Annotated in this window: 11 protein-coding genes; 7 read left to right on the top strand and 4 right to left on the bottom strand. The window is 68.2% G+C overall.

Annotated elements, in window-relative coordinates:
• Positions 1 to 127: 127 nt before the first annotated feature.
• From paaK to paaI, 3 genes are read right to left on the bottom strand one after another with little or no spacing between them, the layout of a single operon-like run.
• Complete coding sequence (paaK, locus tag OHA70_RS10005) at positions 128 to 1,447, bottom strand: phenylacetate--CoA ligase PaaK (RefSeq protein ID WP_328330909.1); 1,320 nt, start codon at positions 1,445 to 1,447, stop codon at positions 128 to 130.
• Positions 1,448 to 1,459: 12 nt separating this feature from the next.
• Positions 1,460 to 2,665, bottom strand: coding sequence for a 3-oxoadipyl-CoA thiolase (gene pcaF / locus OHA70_RS10000; RefSeq protein ID WP_328330907.1), 1,206 nt, complete (start codon positions 2,663 to 2,665; stop codon positions 1,460 to 1,462).
• Positions 2,662 to 3,087: a hydroxyphenylacetyl-CoA thioesterase PaaI gene (gene paaI, locus OHA70_RS09995; RefSeq protein WP_328330905.1), complete on the bottom strand. Its 426-nt coding sequence runs from the start codon at positions 3,085 to 3,087 to the stop codon at positions 2,662 to 2,664. The genes pcaF and paaI overlap by 4 nt, the downstream gene beginning before the upstream one ends.
• Before the next feature lie 74 nt (positions 3,088 to 3,161).
• On the opposite strand from paaI, the gene paaN reads away from it, so the two are divergent.
• From paaN to OHA70_RS09980, 3 genes are all read left to right on the top strand, one after another.
• Complete coding sequence (gene paaN / locus OHA70_RS09990) at positions 3,162 to 4,832, top strand: phenylacetic acid degradation protein PaaN (RefSeq protein ID WP_328330903.1); 1,671 nt, start codon at positions 3,162 to 3,164, stop codon at positions 4,830 to 4,832.
• Positions 4,825 to 6,234, top strand: a complete 1,410-nt coding sequence (locus OHA70_RS09985; protein ID WP_328330900.1) for a serine hydrolase domain-containing protein — start codon at positions 4,825 to 4,827, stop codon at positions 6,232 to 6,234. Before paaN ends, OHA70_RS09985 begins: the two co-directional genes overlap by 8 nt.
• A 115-nt stretch (positions 6,235 to 6,349) precedes the next feature.
• Positions 6,350 to 6,868 carry a flavin reductase family protein gene (locus OHA70_RS09980; RefSeq protein WP_328330898.1) on the top strand — a complete coding sequence of 173 codons (519 nt, stop codon included), beginning with the start codon at positions 6,350 to 6,352 and terminating at the stop codon, positions 6,866 to 6,868.
• On the opposite strand, the gene OHA70_RS09975 is transcribed toward OHA70_RS09980, so the two are convergent.
• Entirely contained in the window at positions 6,865 to 10,224 is a 3,360-nt protein-coding gene (locus OHA70_RS09975) for a glycosyl hydrolase (RefSeq protein ID WP_328330896.1), read from the bottom strand. The genes OHA70_RS09980 and OHA70_RS09975 overlap by 4 nt on opposite strands.
• 115 nt (positions 10,225 to 10,339) lie before the next feature.
• Here OHA70_RS09975 and OHA70_RS09970 point away from each other — a divergent pair, with 115 nt between their 5' ends.
• From OHA70_RS09970 to OHA70_RS09955, 4 genes are all read left to right on the top strand, one after another.
• Complete coding sequence (locus tag OHA70_RS09970; RefSeq protein ID WP_328330894.1) at positions 10,340 to 11,371, top strand: zinc-dependent alcohol dehydrogenase family protein; 1,032 nt, start codon at positions 10,340 to 10,342, stop codon at positions 11,369 to 11,371.
• Positions 11,372 to 11,568: 197 nt separating this feature from the next.
• On the top strand, positions 11,569 to 12,849 hold the full coding sequence (locus OHA70_RS09965) for an ABC transporter substrate-binding protein (protein ID WP_328330892.1): 1,281 nt from the start codon (positions 11,569 to 11,571) through the stop codon (positions 12,847 to 12,849).
• A 70-nt stretch (positions 12,850 to 12,919) separates the two neighbouring features.
• Positions 12,920 to 13,819: a carbohydrate ABC transporter permease gene (locus OHA70_RS09960; RefSeq protein WP_328330890.1), complete on the top strand. Its 900-nt coding sequence runs from the start codon at positions 12,920 to 12,922 to the stop codon at positions 13,817 to 13,819.
• Positions 13,816 to 14,721, top strand: a complete 906-nt coding sequence (locus OHA70_RS09955; protein ID WP_328330888.1) for a carbohydrate ABC transporter permease — start codon at positions 13,816 to 13,818, stop codon at positions 14,719 to 14,721. The genes OHA70_RS09960 and OHA70_RS09955 overlap by 4 nt, the downstream gene beginning before the upstream one ends.
• Positions 14,722 to 14,838: the final 117 nt, after the last annotated feature.

Genomic DNA, 14,838 nt, shown 5'->3' with positions numbered 1-14,838 from the left:
GATCCCGGCGCCGGCTGGCGGGATTTTGTACCGCTGGCCTGATGCTTGACGCCAGCGACCCGAGAACCTGCCAGTGGGTTGAGTGAACAGGGCGCCCGCCCGATGGGTGCCCCTCGAGGTGTTCTAGCTAGCGGTTCCGCTGGTCGCTGATCCGCTTGGCCTTGCCCAGGGAGCGTTCCAGGGCGTGGGGTGGGAGTACGTCGACCTTGGCGGTGACGCCGACGCGGTCCTTGACCCGGCGGGACAGGGCCATGGCGGCTGACGCGTAGGACGAGGTCGGGAGGTCCGGGGCGGCTTCGACCTGGACGGTGAGTTCGTCGAGGCGGTTGGGGCGGGTCAGGACGCAGAGGTAGTGCGGGGTCAGGCCCTCGACCAGCAGGAGTTGTTCCTCGATCTGGGTGGGGAAGACGTTGACGCCGCGGACGATCATCATGTCGTCGGTGCGGCCGGTGATCTTCTCCATCCGGCGCATCCCGGGGCGGGCGGTGCCGGGGAGCAGGCGGGTCAGGTCGCGGGTGCGGTACCGAAGTACCGGGAAGGCCTGTTTGGTGAGGGTGGTGAAGACCAGTTCGCCGACCTCGCCGTCGGGCAGCGTCTCGCCGGTGACCGGGTCGATGATCTCGGGGTAGAAGTGGTCCTCCCAGATGTGCAGGCCGTCCTTGGTCTCCACGCACTCCTGTGCGACGCCCGGGCCCATCACCTCGGACAGGCCATAGATGTCGACCGCGTGCATGCCGGTCTTGTTCTCCACCTCGGTCCGCATCTGCTCGGTCCACGGCTCGGCGCCGAAGATGCCGACCCGGAGCGAGGTCTCCCGCGGATCCATGCCTCGGGCAACCATCTCGTCGATGATGGAGAGGAAGTACGACGGCGTCACCATGATGATCCGGGCGCCGAAGTCGCGGATCAGGTCGACCTGCCGCTCGGTCATCCCGCCGGAGATCGGTACGACGGTGCAGCCGAGCCGCTCGGCGCCGTAGTGGGCGCCGAGGCCACCGGTGAAGAGTCCGTAGCCATAGGCGACATGGCAGACGTCGCCGGCGCGTCCACCGGCCGCGCGGATCGACCGGGCGATCAGGTTGGCCCAGTTGTCGATGTCGTCGCGGGTGTAACCGACGACGGTCGGGCGGCCGGTGGTACCGGAGGAGGCGTGCACGCGGACGACCTCTTCGCGCGGCACCGCGAACATGCCGAACGGGTAGTTGTCGCGCAGATCCTGCTTGCCGGTGAAGGGCAGCCGGGCCAGATCGGAGAAGTCCTGCAGGTCATCGGGTTTGAAGCCGACGCCGTCCAGCGCCGCCCGGTAGTGCGGGACGTTCTCGTACGCCGCGCGCACGGTGGTCTGCAGGCCGGCCAACTGCTTCGACCGCAGCTCGTCGACCGACAGCTTCTCGCCGTCGTCGAGCAGGTCCGCCGACGGAGCTTCACCGAGGAATCGTTCAGTCATTCAACAGGCCTCTCACGGGCGAGCCAGCAGGGTCGCGATGCCCTGGCCGACTCCGATGCACATGGTGGAGAGTGCGTACCCGGCGTCGCGGTGGCGAAGCTCCAGGGCGGCGGTGAGGGCGAGACGCGCGCCGGACATGCCCAGGGGATGACCCAGGGCGATGGCGCCGCCGTTCGGATTCACGTGCTCCGCGTCGTCGGGCAGCCCGAGCTGACGCAGTACTGCGAGGGACTGGGCCGCGAACGCCTCGTTGAGTTCGATGACCCCCAGGTCGGACAGCTCGATGCCGGCCTTCGCGAGCACCTTGCGGGAAGCCGGGACTGGACCGATGCCCATGATCCGCGGCGGTACGCCGGCTGCCGCGGTACCGACGATCCGCGCCAGCGGCCTGACGCCGAGCCGCTCGACCGCTTCGCCGCTCATCACCAGCAGGGCGGCGGCGCCGTCGTTGACGCCGGACGCGTTGCCGGCGGTGACCGTACCGGGGTCCCGGAACGGAGTCTTCAAGCCGGCCAGGGCTTCCAGCGACGTCTCGCGCGGGTGCTCGTCGACGTCGACAACCGTCACGGCGCCGCGCTTGCCGGGCACCTCGACGGCGACGATCTCCTCGGCGAGGCGGCCGTTGGCCTGAGCCTTCGCGGCGCGCTGCTGGCTGCGGTAGGCGAAGAGGTCCTGGTCCTCGCGGGAGATGGAGAAGTCGGCGGCGACGTTCTCCGCCGTCTCCGGCATCGAGTCGATCCCGTACTGCTTCTTCAGCACCGGGTTGACGAACCGCCAGCCGATCGTGGTGTCGAAGATCTCGGCCTGGCGGGAGTACGCGCTTGTTGCCTTGGGCATCACGAACGGCGCCCGCGACATCGACTCGACGCCACCGGCGACCACGATCTCGTTGTCACCGGCAACGATCGACCGGGCGGCCGCGGCGACCGCGTCCAGCCCGGAGCCGCAGAGCCGGTTGATCGTCGAGCCCGGCACGCTGTCCGGCAGCCCGGCCAGCAGTAGCGCCATCCGGGCGACGTTGCGGTTGTCCTCGCCGGCCTGGTTCGCGCAGCCGAGGAAGACGTCGTCGATCGTCGCCGGGTCGAGATTCGCATGCCGCGCGAGCAGGCTTCGCAGTGCGTGGGCGGCGAGGTCGTCGGGGCGGACGGCGGCGAGCGCGCCACCGTACCGGCCGATCGGGGTGCGGACGCCGTCCACCAGGTAGGCCACGCGGGTCATGAATCCTCCTTGACGATGGTGCCCGACAACTGACGACTGCGGCCGCGGAACTCGGCGATCACGTCGTCGCCGCGCCGGACCGTCACGTCGTAGATCCCGTTCTTCCCGTACTGCGTCCGCTGCCGCGCCTCGGCGACCAGCAGATCGCCGCGTTGCGCGGGGGCGATGAACACGATGTCGCACGCCTGGGCCACGGTCACCAGGTTGCGGGAGTTGCAGGCGAAAGCGAAGGCCGAGTCGGCCAGCGTGAAGATGAAACCGCCGTGCGCGATGCCATGGCCGTTCACCATGTCGTCGCGGACCGTCATCTCGAGCTCGGCCGTGCCTTCGGCGACGGAGACCAGGCGCATGCCGAGGCCCGCGCTGGCCGAGTCATCGGCCCACATGGCGGCCGCGACGCGGCTTGCCAGCTCATTGCCCATTCGGTCCACCCAGCGGTAGGGAGTGGTTGTGACACTCTAGCCCCGATCTGGTCATGGACTGTAACATCACTGTCATGACTACTGACTGGCTGGCTGCCCACCGCGAACGGCTCGACGGCGCGCTGACTGCGATCCGCAGTCGTGGCTACTACTCGGCGTTCCCGGAGTCGCCGAGCCCGCGGGTCTACGGGGAGACGGCAGCCGAGGACGGCAAGGCCGCTTTCGAGGCGTACCGCGGTACGACGTACGCGCTCGAGACGCCGGGCGCTGTCGGCACGGTCAGCTCCGAGGAGTCGCCGTTCGGCGTACCGCTGGACGTCGAGTACCCGCGCACCGTCGAGGCCGGCCTCGACGAGCTGCTCGCGGCTGCCCGAAAGGGCCTGAGCGACTGGCGAAAGGGCGGGATCGACGGCCGCGTCGGCGTCACGCTGGAGATCCTCGACCGGCTGCACAAGCGGGTCTTCGAGCTGGCAGGAGCGGTCCAGCACACCAGCGGCCAGGCGTTCGTGATGGCGTTCCAGGCCGGTGGCGCGCACGCGCTCGACCGGGCGCTGGAGGCGATCGCCTACGCGTACGAGGAGATGAGCCGCTACCCGGCGACCGCGATCTGGGAGAAGCCGGCCAAGGGCGACCCGATCCGGCTGGAGAAGAACTTCACCGTCACCGGCCGCGGCGTCGCGCTGGTGATCGGCTGCAACACGTTCCCGACCTGGAACTCGTGGCCGGGCCTGTTCGCCTCGCTCGTCACCGGCAACGCCGTGATCGTCAAGCCGCACCCGCTGGCAGTACTGCCGCTCGCGATCACCGTCGAGGTGGCCCGCGAGGTGCTCGCCGAGGCCGGGTACGACCCGAACCTGGTCACCCTGGCCGCCGAGCGCCCCGGTGACGGCCTGGCGAAGCCGCTCGCGCTGCGCCCCGAGGTCAAGCTGATCGACTTCACCGGTGGTACCGAGTTCGGCGACTGGCTGGAGCAGAACGCGACCCAGGCCGAGGTCTTCACCGAGAAGGCCGGCGTCAACGCGGTCATCATCGACTCGACCGACTCGTTCAAGGCGCTCTGCAACAACCTCGCCTTCACGCTCTCGCTGTACTCCGGCCAGATGTGCACCACCACCCAGAACCTGTTCGTCCCGGCCGACGGCATCGAGACCGACGAGGGCCACAAGACCTTCGACGAGGTCGGGGCCGGCATCGCCAACTCGATCAGCAAGCTGCTCGGCGACGACGCCCGCGCGGTCGAGCTGCTCGGCGGCATCGTGAACAAGGCCGTCGTCAACCGGCTCGAGCTCGCCCCGGAGTACGGCGATGTCGTGCTGGAGTCCCGCGCGATCACGCACCCGGCATACCCCGATGCCGTCGTCCGGACGCCGCTGCTGGTCGCTCTGGACGCCAAGAACGAGGACGTCTTCAGCCGCGAGTGCTTCGGCCCGGTGTCCTTCCTGGTCCACACCAGCGGTACCGCCGAATCGATCGCGCTGTTCCGCCAGACGGTCGGCGACGGCGGCGCGATGACGGCCGGCGTCTACTCCACCGACGCTGCTGTGCTGGACGAGGTCCGCGAGGCTGCCCTCGAGGTCGGGGTCGCCTTGTCGGAGAACCTGACCGGCCAGGTCTTCGTCAATCAATCGGCTGCTTTCAGCGACTTCCACGGCACCGGAGCGAACCCGGCGGCTAACGCCACGTACACGGACGGCGCATACGTTGCGAGTCGCTTCCGCGTCATTCAGTCTAGGCGTCATGCCTGATGCGCAGAATCTGAAAGAAGCCCTTTCGTACTTCGACAGCTGGCTGGCGTTCAGCCAGCGTTTTCAGCGCATACCCGGAGTCCAGGCAGCGGTCTTCGCCGAGGACGCGATCGCGTTCTCGGCGGCGTACGGATCGGCCGACGTCGAGCAGGGCGTCGCGCTGACCGAGCAGCACCTGTTCCGGATCGCCTCGCACTCCAAGTCGTTCACCGCGACCGCCCTGCTCCAACTGGCCGAGCAGGGCAAGGTCCGGCTGGACGACAAGGTCGAGATGTACGTCACCGAGATCGTCGGTACTCCGTTGGGCGAGCGGGCGATCCGGGAGCTGCTCAGCCACGCCGCCGGTGTGACCAGGGACAGCGACAGCGCGGACTTCTGGCAGCTCGGCGCGCCGTTCCCGGATCGCGAGCACCTGCTGCGGGTGCTCCAGGACCCCAGCGCCGCCGTACTGGCCGACAGCGAGCGCTTCAAGTACTCCAACATCGGCTACGGCCTGCTCGGTCTGGTGGTCGAAGCAGCGTCCGGTACGCCGTACAACACCTACGTGCAGACCGAGATCGTCGACAAGCTCGGCCTGACCGGACTCGGGCCGGAGCTCGACCCGGCCCGGAGCAACGAGTACGCCACGGGGTACAGCGCGCTGGCCTACGCCGACAGCCGGGTCCCGATCGATCACGTCGATACCCGGGCGCTCGCCTCGGCGACGGGCTTCTTCGGCAACGCACGCGATCTGGTGTCCTTCTGGTCGGCCCATCTCGACGGAGACGTCCGGCTGCTCACCGACGACTCGAAGCGGAAGATGCAGCACGCGGCGTGGAAGACCTCGGACAAGGACTGGCCGCAGTACGGGCTCGGGCTGCAGATCTCCAAGGTGGGTGAGCGGCAGATCTTCGGGCACAGCGGGGGCTATCCCGGACACATCACCCGCTCGTTCGTGGATGCCGAGCGCCGGCTGGTCGTGTCGGTGCTGACGAACGCGATCGACGGGCCTGCGACGCAGTTGGCCGAGGGGCTGCTCAAGTTCGTCGACCTGGCCGAGTCGAAGCCGCGCCCTGAGGCCGGGCCTGAAGCCGGTGTGGATGCCGGGCTGGCTCGGTTCACGGGCCGGTTTGCCAATCTGTGGGGCGTCTTCGACATCGCACTGCTCGGCGGCCGGCTCTACGTGCTCGATCCCGCCTCCCTCGACCCGACCGCCGAACCGACGACGCTTGAACCGGCCGGCGACGACGCTCTCCGAGCGGTCGGCGGCTCCGGCTACCAGGCGGTCGGCGAGACCTACCGCTACACCTTCACCGCGACCGGCTCGGTCGAGTCGGTACGCGATTCCAGCGGCCTCCTCGCCCACCCGATCGAAGGCTTCACGCTGCCCGACCGAGTGCAGGTGAGTAGCGTTCAGGCATGACTCTGCTTTCGGCCTCGCCTCCGGCTCGGCGGGCCATGGGGCTAAACTCCCGGCCTTCCCTCGTCCCTCCGGTCGCTTCGCTCCCTCCACTCCTCAGTCCAGGCCGGGAGGCCCCATGACCATTCACGGGGATCATCCGTTTTTGCCGCCGGAGTCGGAGCGGAGCCCGGTACGGCGGTTCCGTGGCCGTCTGCCGTCGCCGGTCGGGTTGTGGACGACTGCCCATGAGGGCAAGCGGGCCGGGCTGACCGTTTCGTCGATGCTCGTCGCGGACGGCGAGCCCGGGTACGTGATCGGCCTGATCGACCCGGACTCGGATCTCTGGGAAACGTTGCACAAGGCAAGGACAGCGGTCGTCAGCCTGCTCGGCGGCCCGCATCAGCAACTGGCCGACGCCTTCGGGTATGTCGCGCCGGCGCCGGGCGGGCCGTTCCGGATGATCGACTGGACCGAGACGGAATGGGGCCCGGCGCCGGTCGGGGTCAGCACCTGGGCCGGCTGCCGGCTCGTCACGCCGGATCCGCCCGAGGTCGGGTGGGCCTTGCAGGTGCAGCTGGAAATCGTGCAGGTCGAGCTGGCGGAGGACGAGCTTCCCGCTCTCGTCCACCGCCGCGGTCGGTACACGACCTTCTAACGCAGCTCGATCTGCACCTGTAGGTCGGGTTGCAGTTGCACGGGGCCGAGCAGCCCGGACGGGATCGGCTGTCCGTGGCTGTTGGCGCCGGTGTTGGTCACCTTCACGACGATGGTGTTGGCGCCGGAGCGGAGTACCGAGGTCACGTTGAACCGGTACGGCGCCCACAGCCCGGCGGGCAGCGCCTTCCCGTTGACCGAGACCTCCGCGACCTCGTGGACCACCCCGAGGTCGAGCGTCCACCCTCGCCCTGCGACGGCGTCCAGCGTGAAGCTCTTCTGATAGACCCCGGTACCTGAGAACCCGGACTCGATCGCGGTCCACGAGTCGAGCGGCCTGCGTACGGTCACCGCGCCTGCTCGATCGAAGTGGAAGTCCCAGTCACCGTCGAGCGGGATGGCGGCGAGCGGATCCTGCACCGTCGTCGCCCCCCGGACGACGTTGCGCCCGTCAGTCGCGGCGACGCTGACCAGCCCCGGAGCGGTAACCCGGACGGTCGCTCGCTTGACCTGCGCGCTGAATTCGACAGCCTCCACCGGAGCCGACGCCGAGATCGCGTGCGGCTGCTCCTTGCCCTTGGTGAAGACCACGAGAACTGCGGCCTTGGGCTCCAGCGTGAGCGGGATCTCCGTCTGCTTGCCTCGCCGCTGCCAGATCATCGCCGGCCCCGCCCGCCCGGTGTCGGCATCCCACACGCCGGGCACTCCGTCGGCCGGGAAGGTGGCGGTCACGCTGACGCGCTCGGACCGCTCGTTGACCAGCAGGAACGCCTCCGAATCCTCATCCTCCAACCGAAGTGCTCGAACCTCGGCCACCGCCGGAACCAGCGCCACCGCGGCCCGCCCTTCGCCCACAGCCACCGCGGCAGCTTCTACCGCCGTACCAACGCGCGAGGCCCGCCCCGCGCCGGCGAGCTCCGACCAAGCCGCAGCGAGTGCACTGTCCGCTCCGCCTGCCTCCCGCTTCGCCCATTCGCCGACGACGACAACCGACCCGCCCTGCCGCACCAGCGCGGTCAGCGTACGAACGGTGCCCAAGGCAATGACCGGCGTCGCCGGCACCACCACCGTCCGGTACCGCTGCTTCCCGACCACCAGCGCGCCGTTCCGCGCCCGGCCGTGCGCCACCAGGGCAGGGTCGTTGCTCAGAGCCCCTTCATCGACGAGGTCGAAGTCGACCTGACGATCCTCCAGCGCATGTACCGCCGCGACGAACGCGTCATCCAGCCGCCGCGCCTCAGCCGTCCCCTGTACGTTCTCGACCGCGCGTTGAGGCTGCAGCAACGCGGTCTGCGCGACCGCAGTGGCCCGGCCTGCCTCCATCACCCGCCCGATCCACAAGTTCAGCGGCGCCGACAACGGATACCAGGGATTCACCCGCTGGAACGGCGGCGGATAGAAGATCGTCCGCTCATCACTGAACATCGCGTGCAGCAAGGTCTTGTTCACCCCGCGCACCGCGAACGAGCCGATCGCCTCGCGGACCTGCGCCGGCGTGATCGTCCACCCCGCCGCGCCCATCGCCTCCAGGTAGACGCGTTCCTTGCCGAGCTGGTGCGCCGTACTCGCCGGCCAGCGCGACAAGGTCCGGTAGAACCCCTGCTGATAGTGGTCGCCGATCAGATCGGTCCCCGGAATCTGCGCCCATTGGTTGGTGGTGTTCAGGTTCCCGCTGCTCTTCAGCTGCTCGGCCGGCCCGAACTCGTCCCACAGTGGATTGGAGATGAATGCGACCCCACGCTTGTCCATCCACTGCCCCTGCTGCTTGTAGTACGCAGCCGCATACCGGTTGGAGACAGCTCGCCAGTAGACCCCGCTCAGTCGCTGACCCGCGGCGCCGAGATCGTTGTGCATCGCGGTCAACGCGATCGCCGGCGTGGTGCCGAGCCTGGCCAGCTCGGCAGTGAGCGAGCCCGACCACGGTACGGCGTTGAAGTGCGCGGACGCCGAGGCGAGGAACGGCTCGTCGTCGGCGAAGCCGCGGAGTACGCGGCCGGCAGCCCACGGGAAACGGCGCAGGTACTCGCCCGGCACGATGTCGAGGAACAGCCCGACCGCCTTGTCGTCGAGCAGGTCGAGGTAGTACCGGCGAAAGCCGCCGTCGTCGACGAGCGCCCGGCTGGTGAAGACGTCCACCTGCCAGCGGCCCGCCGGCGCGTCCCAGCTCTCGCCCGACTGCGCGATCGAGGTGAGATCGCGGATGGCCGAGATGTCCTGCGATCCCTCCTGCCGGGCGGCGACCGCGACCAGCGGACCGGGGAACCCGGCGGGCAGATCGAAAGCATCAAGAGCCGCCACCGAAGCGAACTCCTCGTCGTACCGGCCTGCGACGGTCAAGCGATCCCAACTCGAGAGCTGCGTCGCCGTCGCCCGTACGCCGATCCGCCCCCGGCTGAACGTGTTGTCGACGACCTCAGGGCGCGCAACCCCGTCGATCGACGCCGTGATCCGGTCGCCGCGCACCTGAACCGCCAGCGTATGGTCGATCGCCGGATCGAAGCCAGGTAAGGGATTCCCGCCGCTGAGCAGGCTGAACGCTCCGCCCGACTGGCGCCAGATGTCGAGCCGGCCGTCGGAGCCGAGGTCTGCCAGATAGCCATTGGACTCGTCCGTGCAACGGAACATCAGGCCTGCCGTCGCCCGCTCGACCCGGACCTTCGCCGTGATCTCGTAGTCCTGCCAATCGGCGCCCGCGCGGAGCAGGGTGATGCCATCGCGCATGCTCGCGTCGACAATGAGCCGGCCGTCCCGCACCTCCAGCCCACGACTCAATTGATCGAGCTGGACCGGAGCGCCGCCGTCGACCGTCGCCCGGGCCCGCTGAACACCGTGCAGCCGTAGCTCGGGGCGTGGTGGGTAGACCCGGTCGCCGACCTGGCCGCCCTTGACCACGAACCCGCCGGCCCGGCCACTCGGGAAGAAGTCGTCGTTGAACAGCCAGACATGCATGCCGTGCTGGTCGGCCTCGCGCAACGTGTACTCGATCAGCGTGAACCAGTCCTCGCTGAAGAACAACGGCCGCAGGGCATCGGTCTCGAAGGGGAAGACCAGCACCTCCTCGACCCCCTGCGCCCGGAGCTCGGCCAGCTGGGAGTCGACCAGGGCCGTTGTCACCGGGCCGTTCCAGAACCAGAGCACCATCGGGCGGCTGTCGGCGGGTGGGTTCGCGAACCGCGCCGCGTCGATCGTGCGGGAGGGGCGGCCCGTTGGGGCTGCTTGCGCATCCAGGGCCGGCAGGGACGCGGCCGCGGCCGTGGCCGCCGCGATGGCGAGCACGGCTCGCCGGGTCAGTGGGAGGCTCCCGGACGTGGTCAGAATGCCGGGGAGTGCTGGGACGGAGTGCTCGCCGGAGTCCATCTGAGGATCCTGGGTCGCCGCCCGGAGCCGGGGCAACGAAGACGACCGGTTCTGGCCAGACGGCAGTCGATGACCCCTGCCCCGGCGTCCGGTGGCTCGTGCTTAAAGTGAGGACATGCGAGCGACCACGATCCACGCGCCCTTTGACATCCGGTTGAGCGAGGTGCCGGATCCGGTGATCGAGAAGCCGACGGACGCCGTCGTCAAGATCGTCGCCGGCTGCATCTGCGGGTCGGACCTGTGGCCCTATCGGGGCGAGAACAAGATCACCCCCGGCAGCCGGATCGGGCACGAGTACGTCGGGATCGTCCAGGAGGTCGGCGCTGACGTGCGGACAGTGCGTCCCGGTGACTTCGTTGTCACCCCGTTCGTGGCCAGCGACGGTACCTGCCCGAACTGTCTGGCCGGGATGCAGTCGGCCTGCCAGAACCTGATCGGGATCGGCAGCGACCAGGCCGACGGGGGTCAGGGTGAGTTCGCGAAGGTGCCGTGGGCGGATGGCACGCTGGTGGCGACTCCCGGCGTACCAGATGATGCACTGGTCCCATCGTTGCTTACGTTGTCGGATGTGATGGGGACCGGCTGGCACGCTGCTCGGTCGGCCCGGGTGAAGGCTGGCGACACCGTGGTTGTGGTGGGTGATGGGGCGGTCGGGCTGTGCGGAGTACTGGCTGCTTCCCGGATGGGCGCCGAGCGGGTGATTGCGCTTTCCCGGCACGAATCGCGGCAGGAGATCGCGCGGCAGTTCGGCGCGACGCACATCATCGCCGAGCGCGGGGACGACGCGAAGGCTGCCGTGCTGGAGCTGACCTCAGGCGTGGGAGCGGACGCGGTGCTGGAATGCGTCGGTACGGACCAGTCGTTCAACACCGCCTTCGACGTCGCCAGGCCTGGGGCGACGGTCGGGTTCGTCGGGATGCCGCACGGGGTGGAGGTGCCGTTCCGGCGGATGTTCCGGACCAACGTGGGGCTGGCCGGCGGGATGGCTCCGGCGCGTCAGTACCTGCCGGAGCTGATGGCGGACGTACTGTCGGGAGCGATCAATCCGGGGCTGGTCTTCGATCGGGAGTTGCCGCTGGAAGATGTGGCCGAGGGCTACGAATTGATGCACGAGCGACGGGCGATCAAGGTCCTGCTCAGGCCGTAACGCCCAGTACCACTGCTTGCACTGGCCTTACAAGAGCGCTTTGTACGCGCTCTCACACCAGGTGTGCACGAGGGATCACGTCTGCGCAACGCGCTTGCGCGGAGCGTTGACACCCGACCGGCCCCGGCCCAGAGTTGGGCGCGTCGAGGGGGCATTCGTTGTCAAACAGCTCCCTGAGCTGATCGGAGAGTGAAAAAATGCGTGGTGGTTGGAGCAAGACCCTCGCGGTGGTGGGTGCCGTGGGTCTTCTCGCGGTCAGTGCCTGCGGGAACAGCGACGACTCGGGCAGTGGTGGGGACGCGGCGGCCAACAAGGACGTGACCGTCTTCACCTGGTGGGCAGACGGTGGCGAGAAGGCCGGGCTGGACGGCCTGGTCTCGGTGTTCAAGACCGACTGCAAGGACTACAACTTCGTCAACTCCGCTGTCGCCGGTGGCGCGGGCTCGAACGCCAAACAGGTACTGGCGAACGACCTGCAGGCCAAGAAGCCGCCGTCGACCTTCCAGGCGCACGCCGGCGCCGAGCTGGGCGACTACATCAAGAACGCCCAGGTCGACGACGTCAGCGACCTCTACAAGGAGTTCGGCCTCGACAAGGCGTTCCCGCAGACCCTGCTGGACAACCTGACCGTCGACGGCAAGATCTACTCGGTGCCGGCCAACGTGCACCGCGCCAACGTCGTCTGGGCCAGCCCGGCGGTGCTGAAGAAGGCGAACATCGACGCCACCAAGGCACCGGCCTCGGTCGACGCCTGGATCGCCGACATGGAGAAGCTGAAGGCGGCCGGGGTCAAGGCTCCGCTGGCCACCTCCAAGGGCTTCGCCGAAGAGATGGTGATGGAGGCCGTGCTGCTGGCCGAGCTCGGTCCGGAGAAGTTCACCGGGCTGTGGAACGGCAAGACCGACATGGCCGGCGCCGATGTCACCGCCGCGCTGGAGAAGTTCAAGAAGGTGCTGTCGTTCGCCAACGCCGACCGCGAGGCGATCGACTGGCCGGACGCGCTGCAGTACGTGAACAAGGGCCAGTCGGGCTACACCCTGATGGGTGACTGGGTCGCCGCGCAGCAGCTGTCCGACAAGGTGCCGGACACGGCGTACACCTACTGGCCGTCGCCCGGAACCTCGGCCGACTTCCAGTTCCTCGCCGACTCCTTCACCCTGCCGACCGGTGGTCAGGACCCCGAAGGCGCGAAGTGCTGGCTGAAGACGGTGGGCAGCGCCGAGGGCCAGAAGGCCTTCAACACCAAGAAGGGCTCGATCCCGGCTCGTTCGGACGCGTCCCCGGCGGACTACCCGAAGTACCAGCAGGGCGCGATGGCCGACTGGAAGTCCAAGACGATCGTGCCGTCCTGCGCGCACGGTGCCGCCTGCACGCTGGGCCAGAACGACAGCATCCTGTCGGCGATGGGTCAGTTCAGCAGCGGTCTGGACGTCGGTGTGCTGCAGAAGGCGCTGGTCGCCGCAGCCAAGCCGAGCTGATCGAGTAGTGCAGTCCTCGCCGAACCTGACTGATCTCGACCTGACCGTTTTCGACCGGGAGTCCTGAGTCATGCACGGAAGAATCCGCACCTGGGGGCCAGGAGCGCTGGTGCTGCTGCCCACGGTGCTGTTGCTCGGGTACTTCGTCTACGGGCTGATCGCCTGGACCTTCAACACCTCGTTGACGGACAAGCACAACGCCCGTCCGGTCCCGACCAAACACGTCGGGTTCGAGAACTACGTCAACCTGTTCGGTGAGGACCGGTTCCTCAACTCGCTGAAGAACCTCGGCGTGCTCACGGTGGCGTTCATCGTGGGCACGCTGATCTTCGGCCTGCTCTGGGCGCTGCTGCTGGAGAAGGGGGTGACCGGAGAGGGCATCTTCCGGTCGGTCTTCCTGTTCCCGATGGCGATCTCGATGATCGCCTCCGGCGTCGTCTGGGGCTGGTTGCTGAACCCCTCGCAGGGTGATGACGCGCGCGGCCTGAACCGGCTGTTCGACATCCTGCACCTGAACTTCCTGGAGAATCCCTGGTGGACCGCGGGGAACCGGTGGACCACGATGGCGTCCATCGCGTTACCCGCGGTCTGGCAGCTGTCCGGCTACATCATGGCGCTGTTCCTGGCCGGCTTCCGGGGCATCCCGGCCGAGCTGCGCGAGGCGGCCCGGGTGGACGGCGCCAGCGAGTTCAAGCTCTACCGGTACGTGCTGTTTCCGCAGTTGTCCCCGATCGCGCTGTCCGCGCTGATCATCCTGGGCCACATGTCGCTGAAGCTGTTCGACCTGATCTACGCGATCACCGGGCCGAACCAGTTCCGCACCGAGGTGCCCTCGGTCTACATGTGGAACACCCTGCTCCGCAGTGACATGGCGAAGGCGGCAGCGATAGCCATTGTGCTGCTGGCCGTCGTCGCAGTCCTCGTCATCCCCTATGTGGCCTACACCGTCCGGCAGGAGACCGAAGAATGACCGTCGTGGATGCCTCGGCCGCAACCGGCAAGGCGGCCGCGGCGATCAGCAAGAAGCCGCAGCGCAGTACGATCGCCGACGGTTCGACCCGTAAGAGCAGGACCGTTCGCTACATCCTGCTGCTGTTGTTCCTGCTGTTCGTCCTGACGCCGGTGTACGTCGTGATCATCACCAGCTTCAAGACCTCCAGCGACACCACCGCCGCCGCGCAGTGGTCGCTGCCGGAGACCTGGACGATCGAGCCCTGGCGCAAGGCCTGGGACGTCCTGCAGCCGTACATGGTCCGCTCGCTCTCGCTGGCCGTCCCGGCCGCGATCATCGCGTCGCTGATCGGCTCGGCGAACGGCTTCGTGCTGGCCCGCTGGCGGTTCCCCGGCGCGAACCTGGTGTTCGCGTTCATCCTGTTCGGCATGTTCATCCCGTACCAGGCCGTGATGCTGCCGCTGCGGCAGACCTACCAGGACCTGGACGTCACCCGGGGTATCCCGACGCTGCTCATCACGCACGTCATCTACGGCATCCCGATCTGCACGCTGATCTTCCGCAACTACTACGCGACGGTGATCCCGACCGAGATCATCGAGTCGGCCCGGGTCGACGGCGCGGGTCTGATCCAGACGTACATCCGGATCATCCTGCCGGTCTCGATCTCGGGTTTCGTGGTGACGCTGATCTGGCAGTTCACCTCGGTCTGGAACGACTTCCTGTTCGCGCTCTTCCTGACCCAGCAGAACAACGGCCCGGTCACCCTCGGTCTGGCGGCGCTGGCCGGCGGGCAGAAGGTCGACTACGCGGCCAGCATGGCGGGCGCGCTGATCACCTCGTTCCCGACGCTGCTGGTCTACATCCTGCTCGGCCGCTGGTTCATCGGCGGCCTGATGGCGGGTGCGCTGAAAGGCTGACTTTTCTCACGGCCCGTACCTCCGGTACTTCGTACTGGAGGTACGGGCCGTAGGTATGTCGTGACGGCGTGTCGATATCGTTGTCCACAGGACGCGCGCACCGGCCTGCGGCAGACA

Source organism: Kribbella sp. NBC_00382 (assembly GCF_036067295.1).
Lineage (GTDB): Bacteria > Actinomycetota > Actinomycetes > Propionibacteriales > Kribbellaceae > Kribbella.
This window is presented reverse-complemented; position numbering and strand designations above follow the sequence as displayed.

Excerpts from the sequence above, each read along its gene's own strand:
- pcaF (WP_328330907.1), bottom strand. The coding sequence starts at position 2,665 with ATGACCCGCGTGGCCTACCTGGTGGACGGCGTCCGCACCCCGATCGGC.
- OHA70_RS09955 (WP_328330888.1), top strand. The coding sequence starts at position 13,816 with ATGACCGTCGTGGATGCCTCGGCCGCAACCGGCAAGGCGGCCGCGGCG.
- OHA70_RS09970 (WP_328330894.1), top strand. The coding sequence starts at position 10,340 with ATGCGAGCGACCACGATCCACGCGCCCTTTGACATCCGGTTGAGCGAG.
- OHA70_RS09985 (WP_328330900.1), top strand. The coding sequence starts at position 4,825 with ATGCCTGATGCGCAGAATCTGAAAGAAGCCCTTTCGTACTTCGACAGC.
- OHA70_RS09960 (WP_328330890.1), top strand. The coding sequence starts at position 12,920 with ATGCACGGAAGAATCCGCACCTGGGGGCCAGGAGCGCTGGTGCTGCTG.
- paaI (WP_328330905.1), bottom strand. The coding sequence starts at position 3,087 with ATGGGCAATGAGCTGGCAAGCCGCGTCGCGGCCGCCATGTGGGCCGAT.
- OHA70_RS09980 (WP_328330898.1), top strand. The coding sequence starts at position 6,350 with ATGACCATTCACGGGGATCATCCGTTTTTGCCGCCGGAGTCGGAGCGG.
- OHA70_RS09965 (WP_328330892.1), top strand. The coding sequence starts at position 11,569 with ATGCGTGGTGGTTGGAGCAAGACCCTCGCGGTGGTGGGTGCCGTGGGT.
- paaN (WP_328330903.1), top strand. The coding sequence starts at position 3,162 with ATGACTACTGACTGGCTGGCTGCCCACCGCGAACGGCTCGACGGCGCG.
- paaK (WP_328330909.1), bottom strand. The coding sequence starts at position 1,447 with ATGACTGAACGATTCCTCGGTGAAGCTCCGTCGGCGGACCTGCTCGAC.
- OHA70_RS09975 (WP_328330896.1), bottom strand. The coding sequence starts at position 10,224 with ATGGACTCCGGCGAGCACTCCGTCCCAGCACTCCCCGGCATTCTGACC.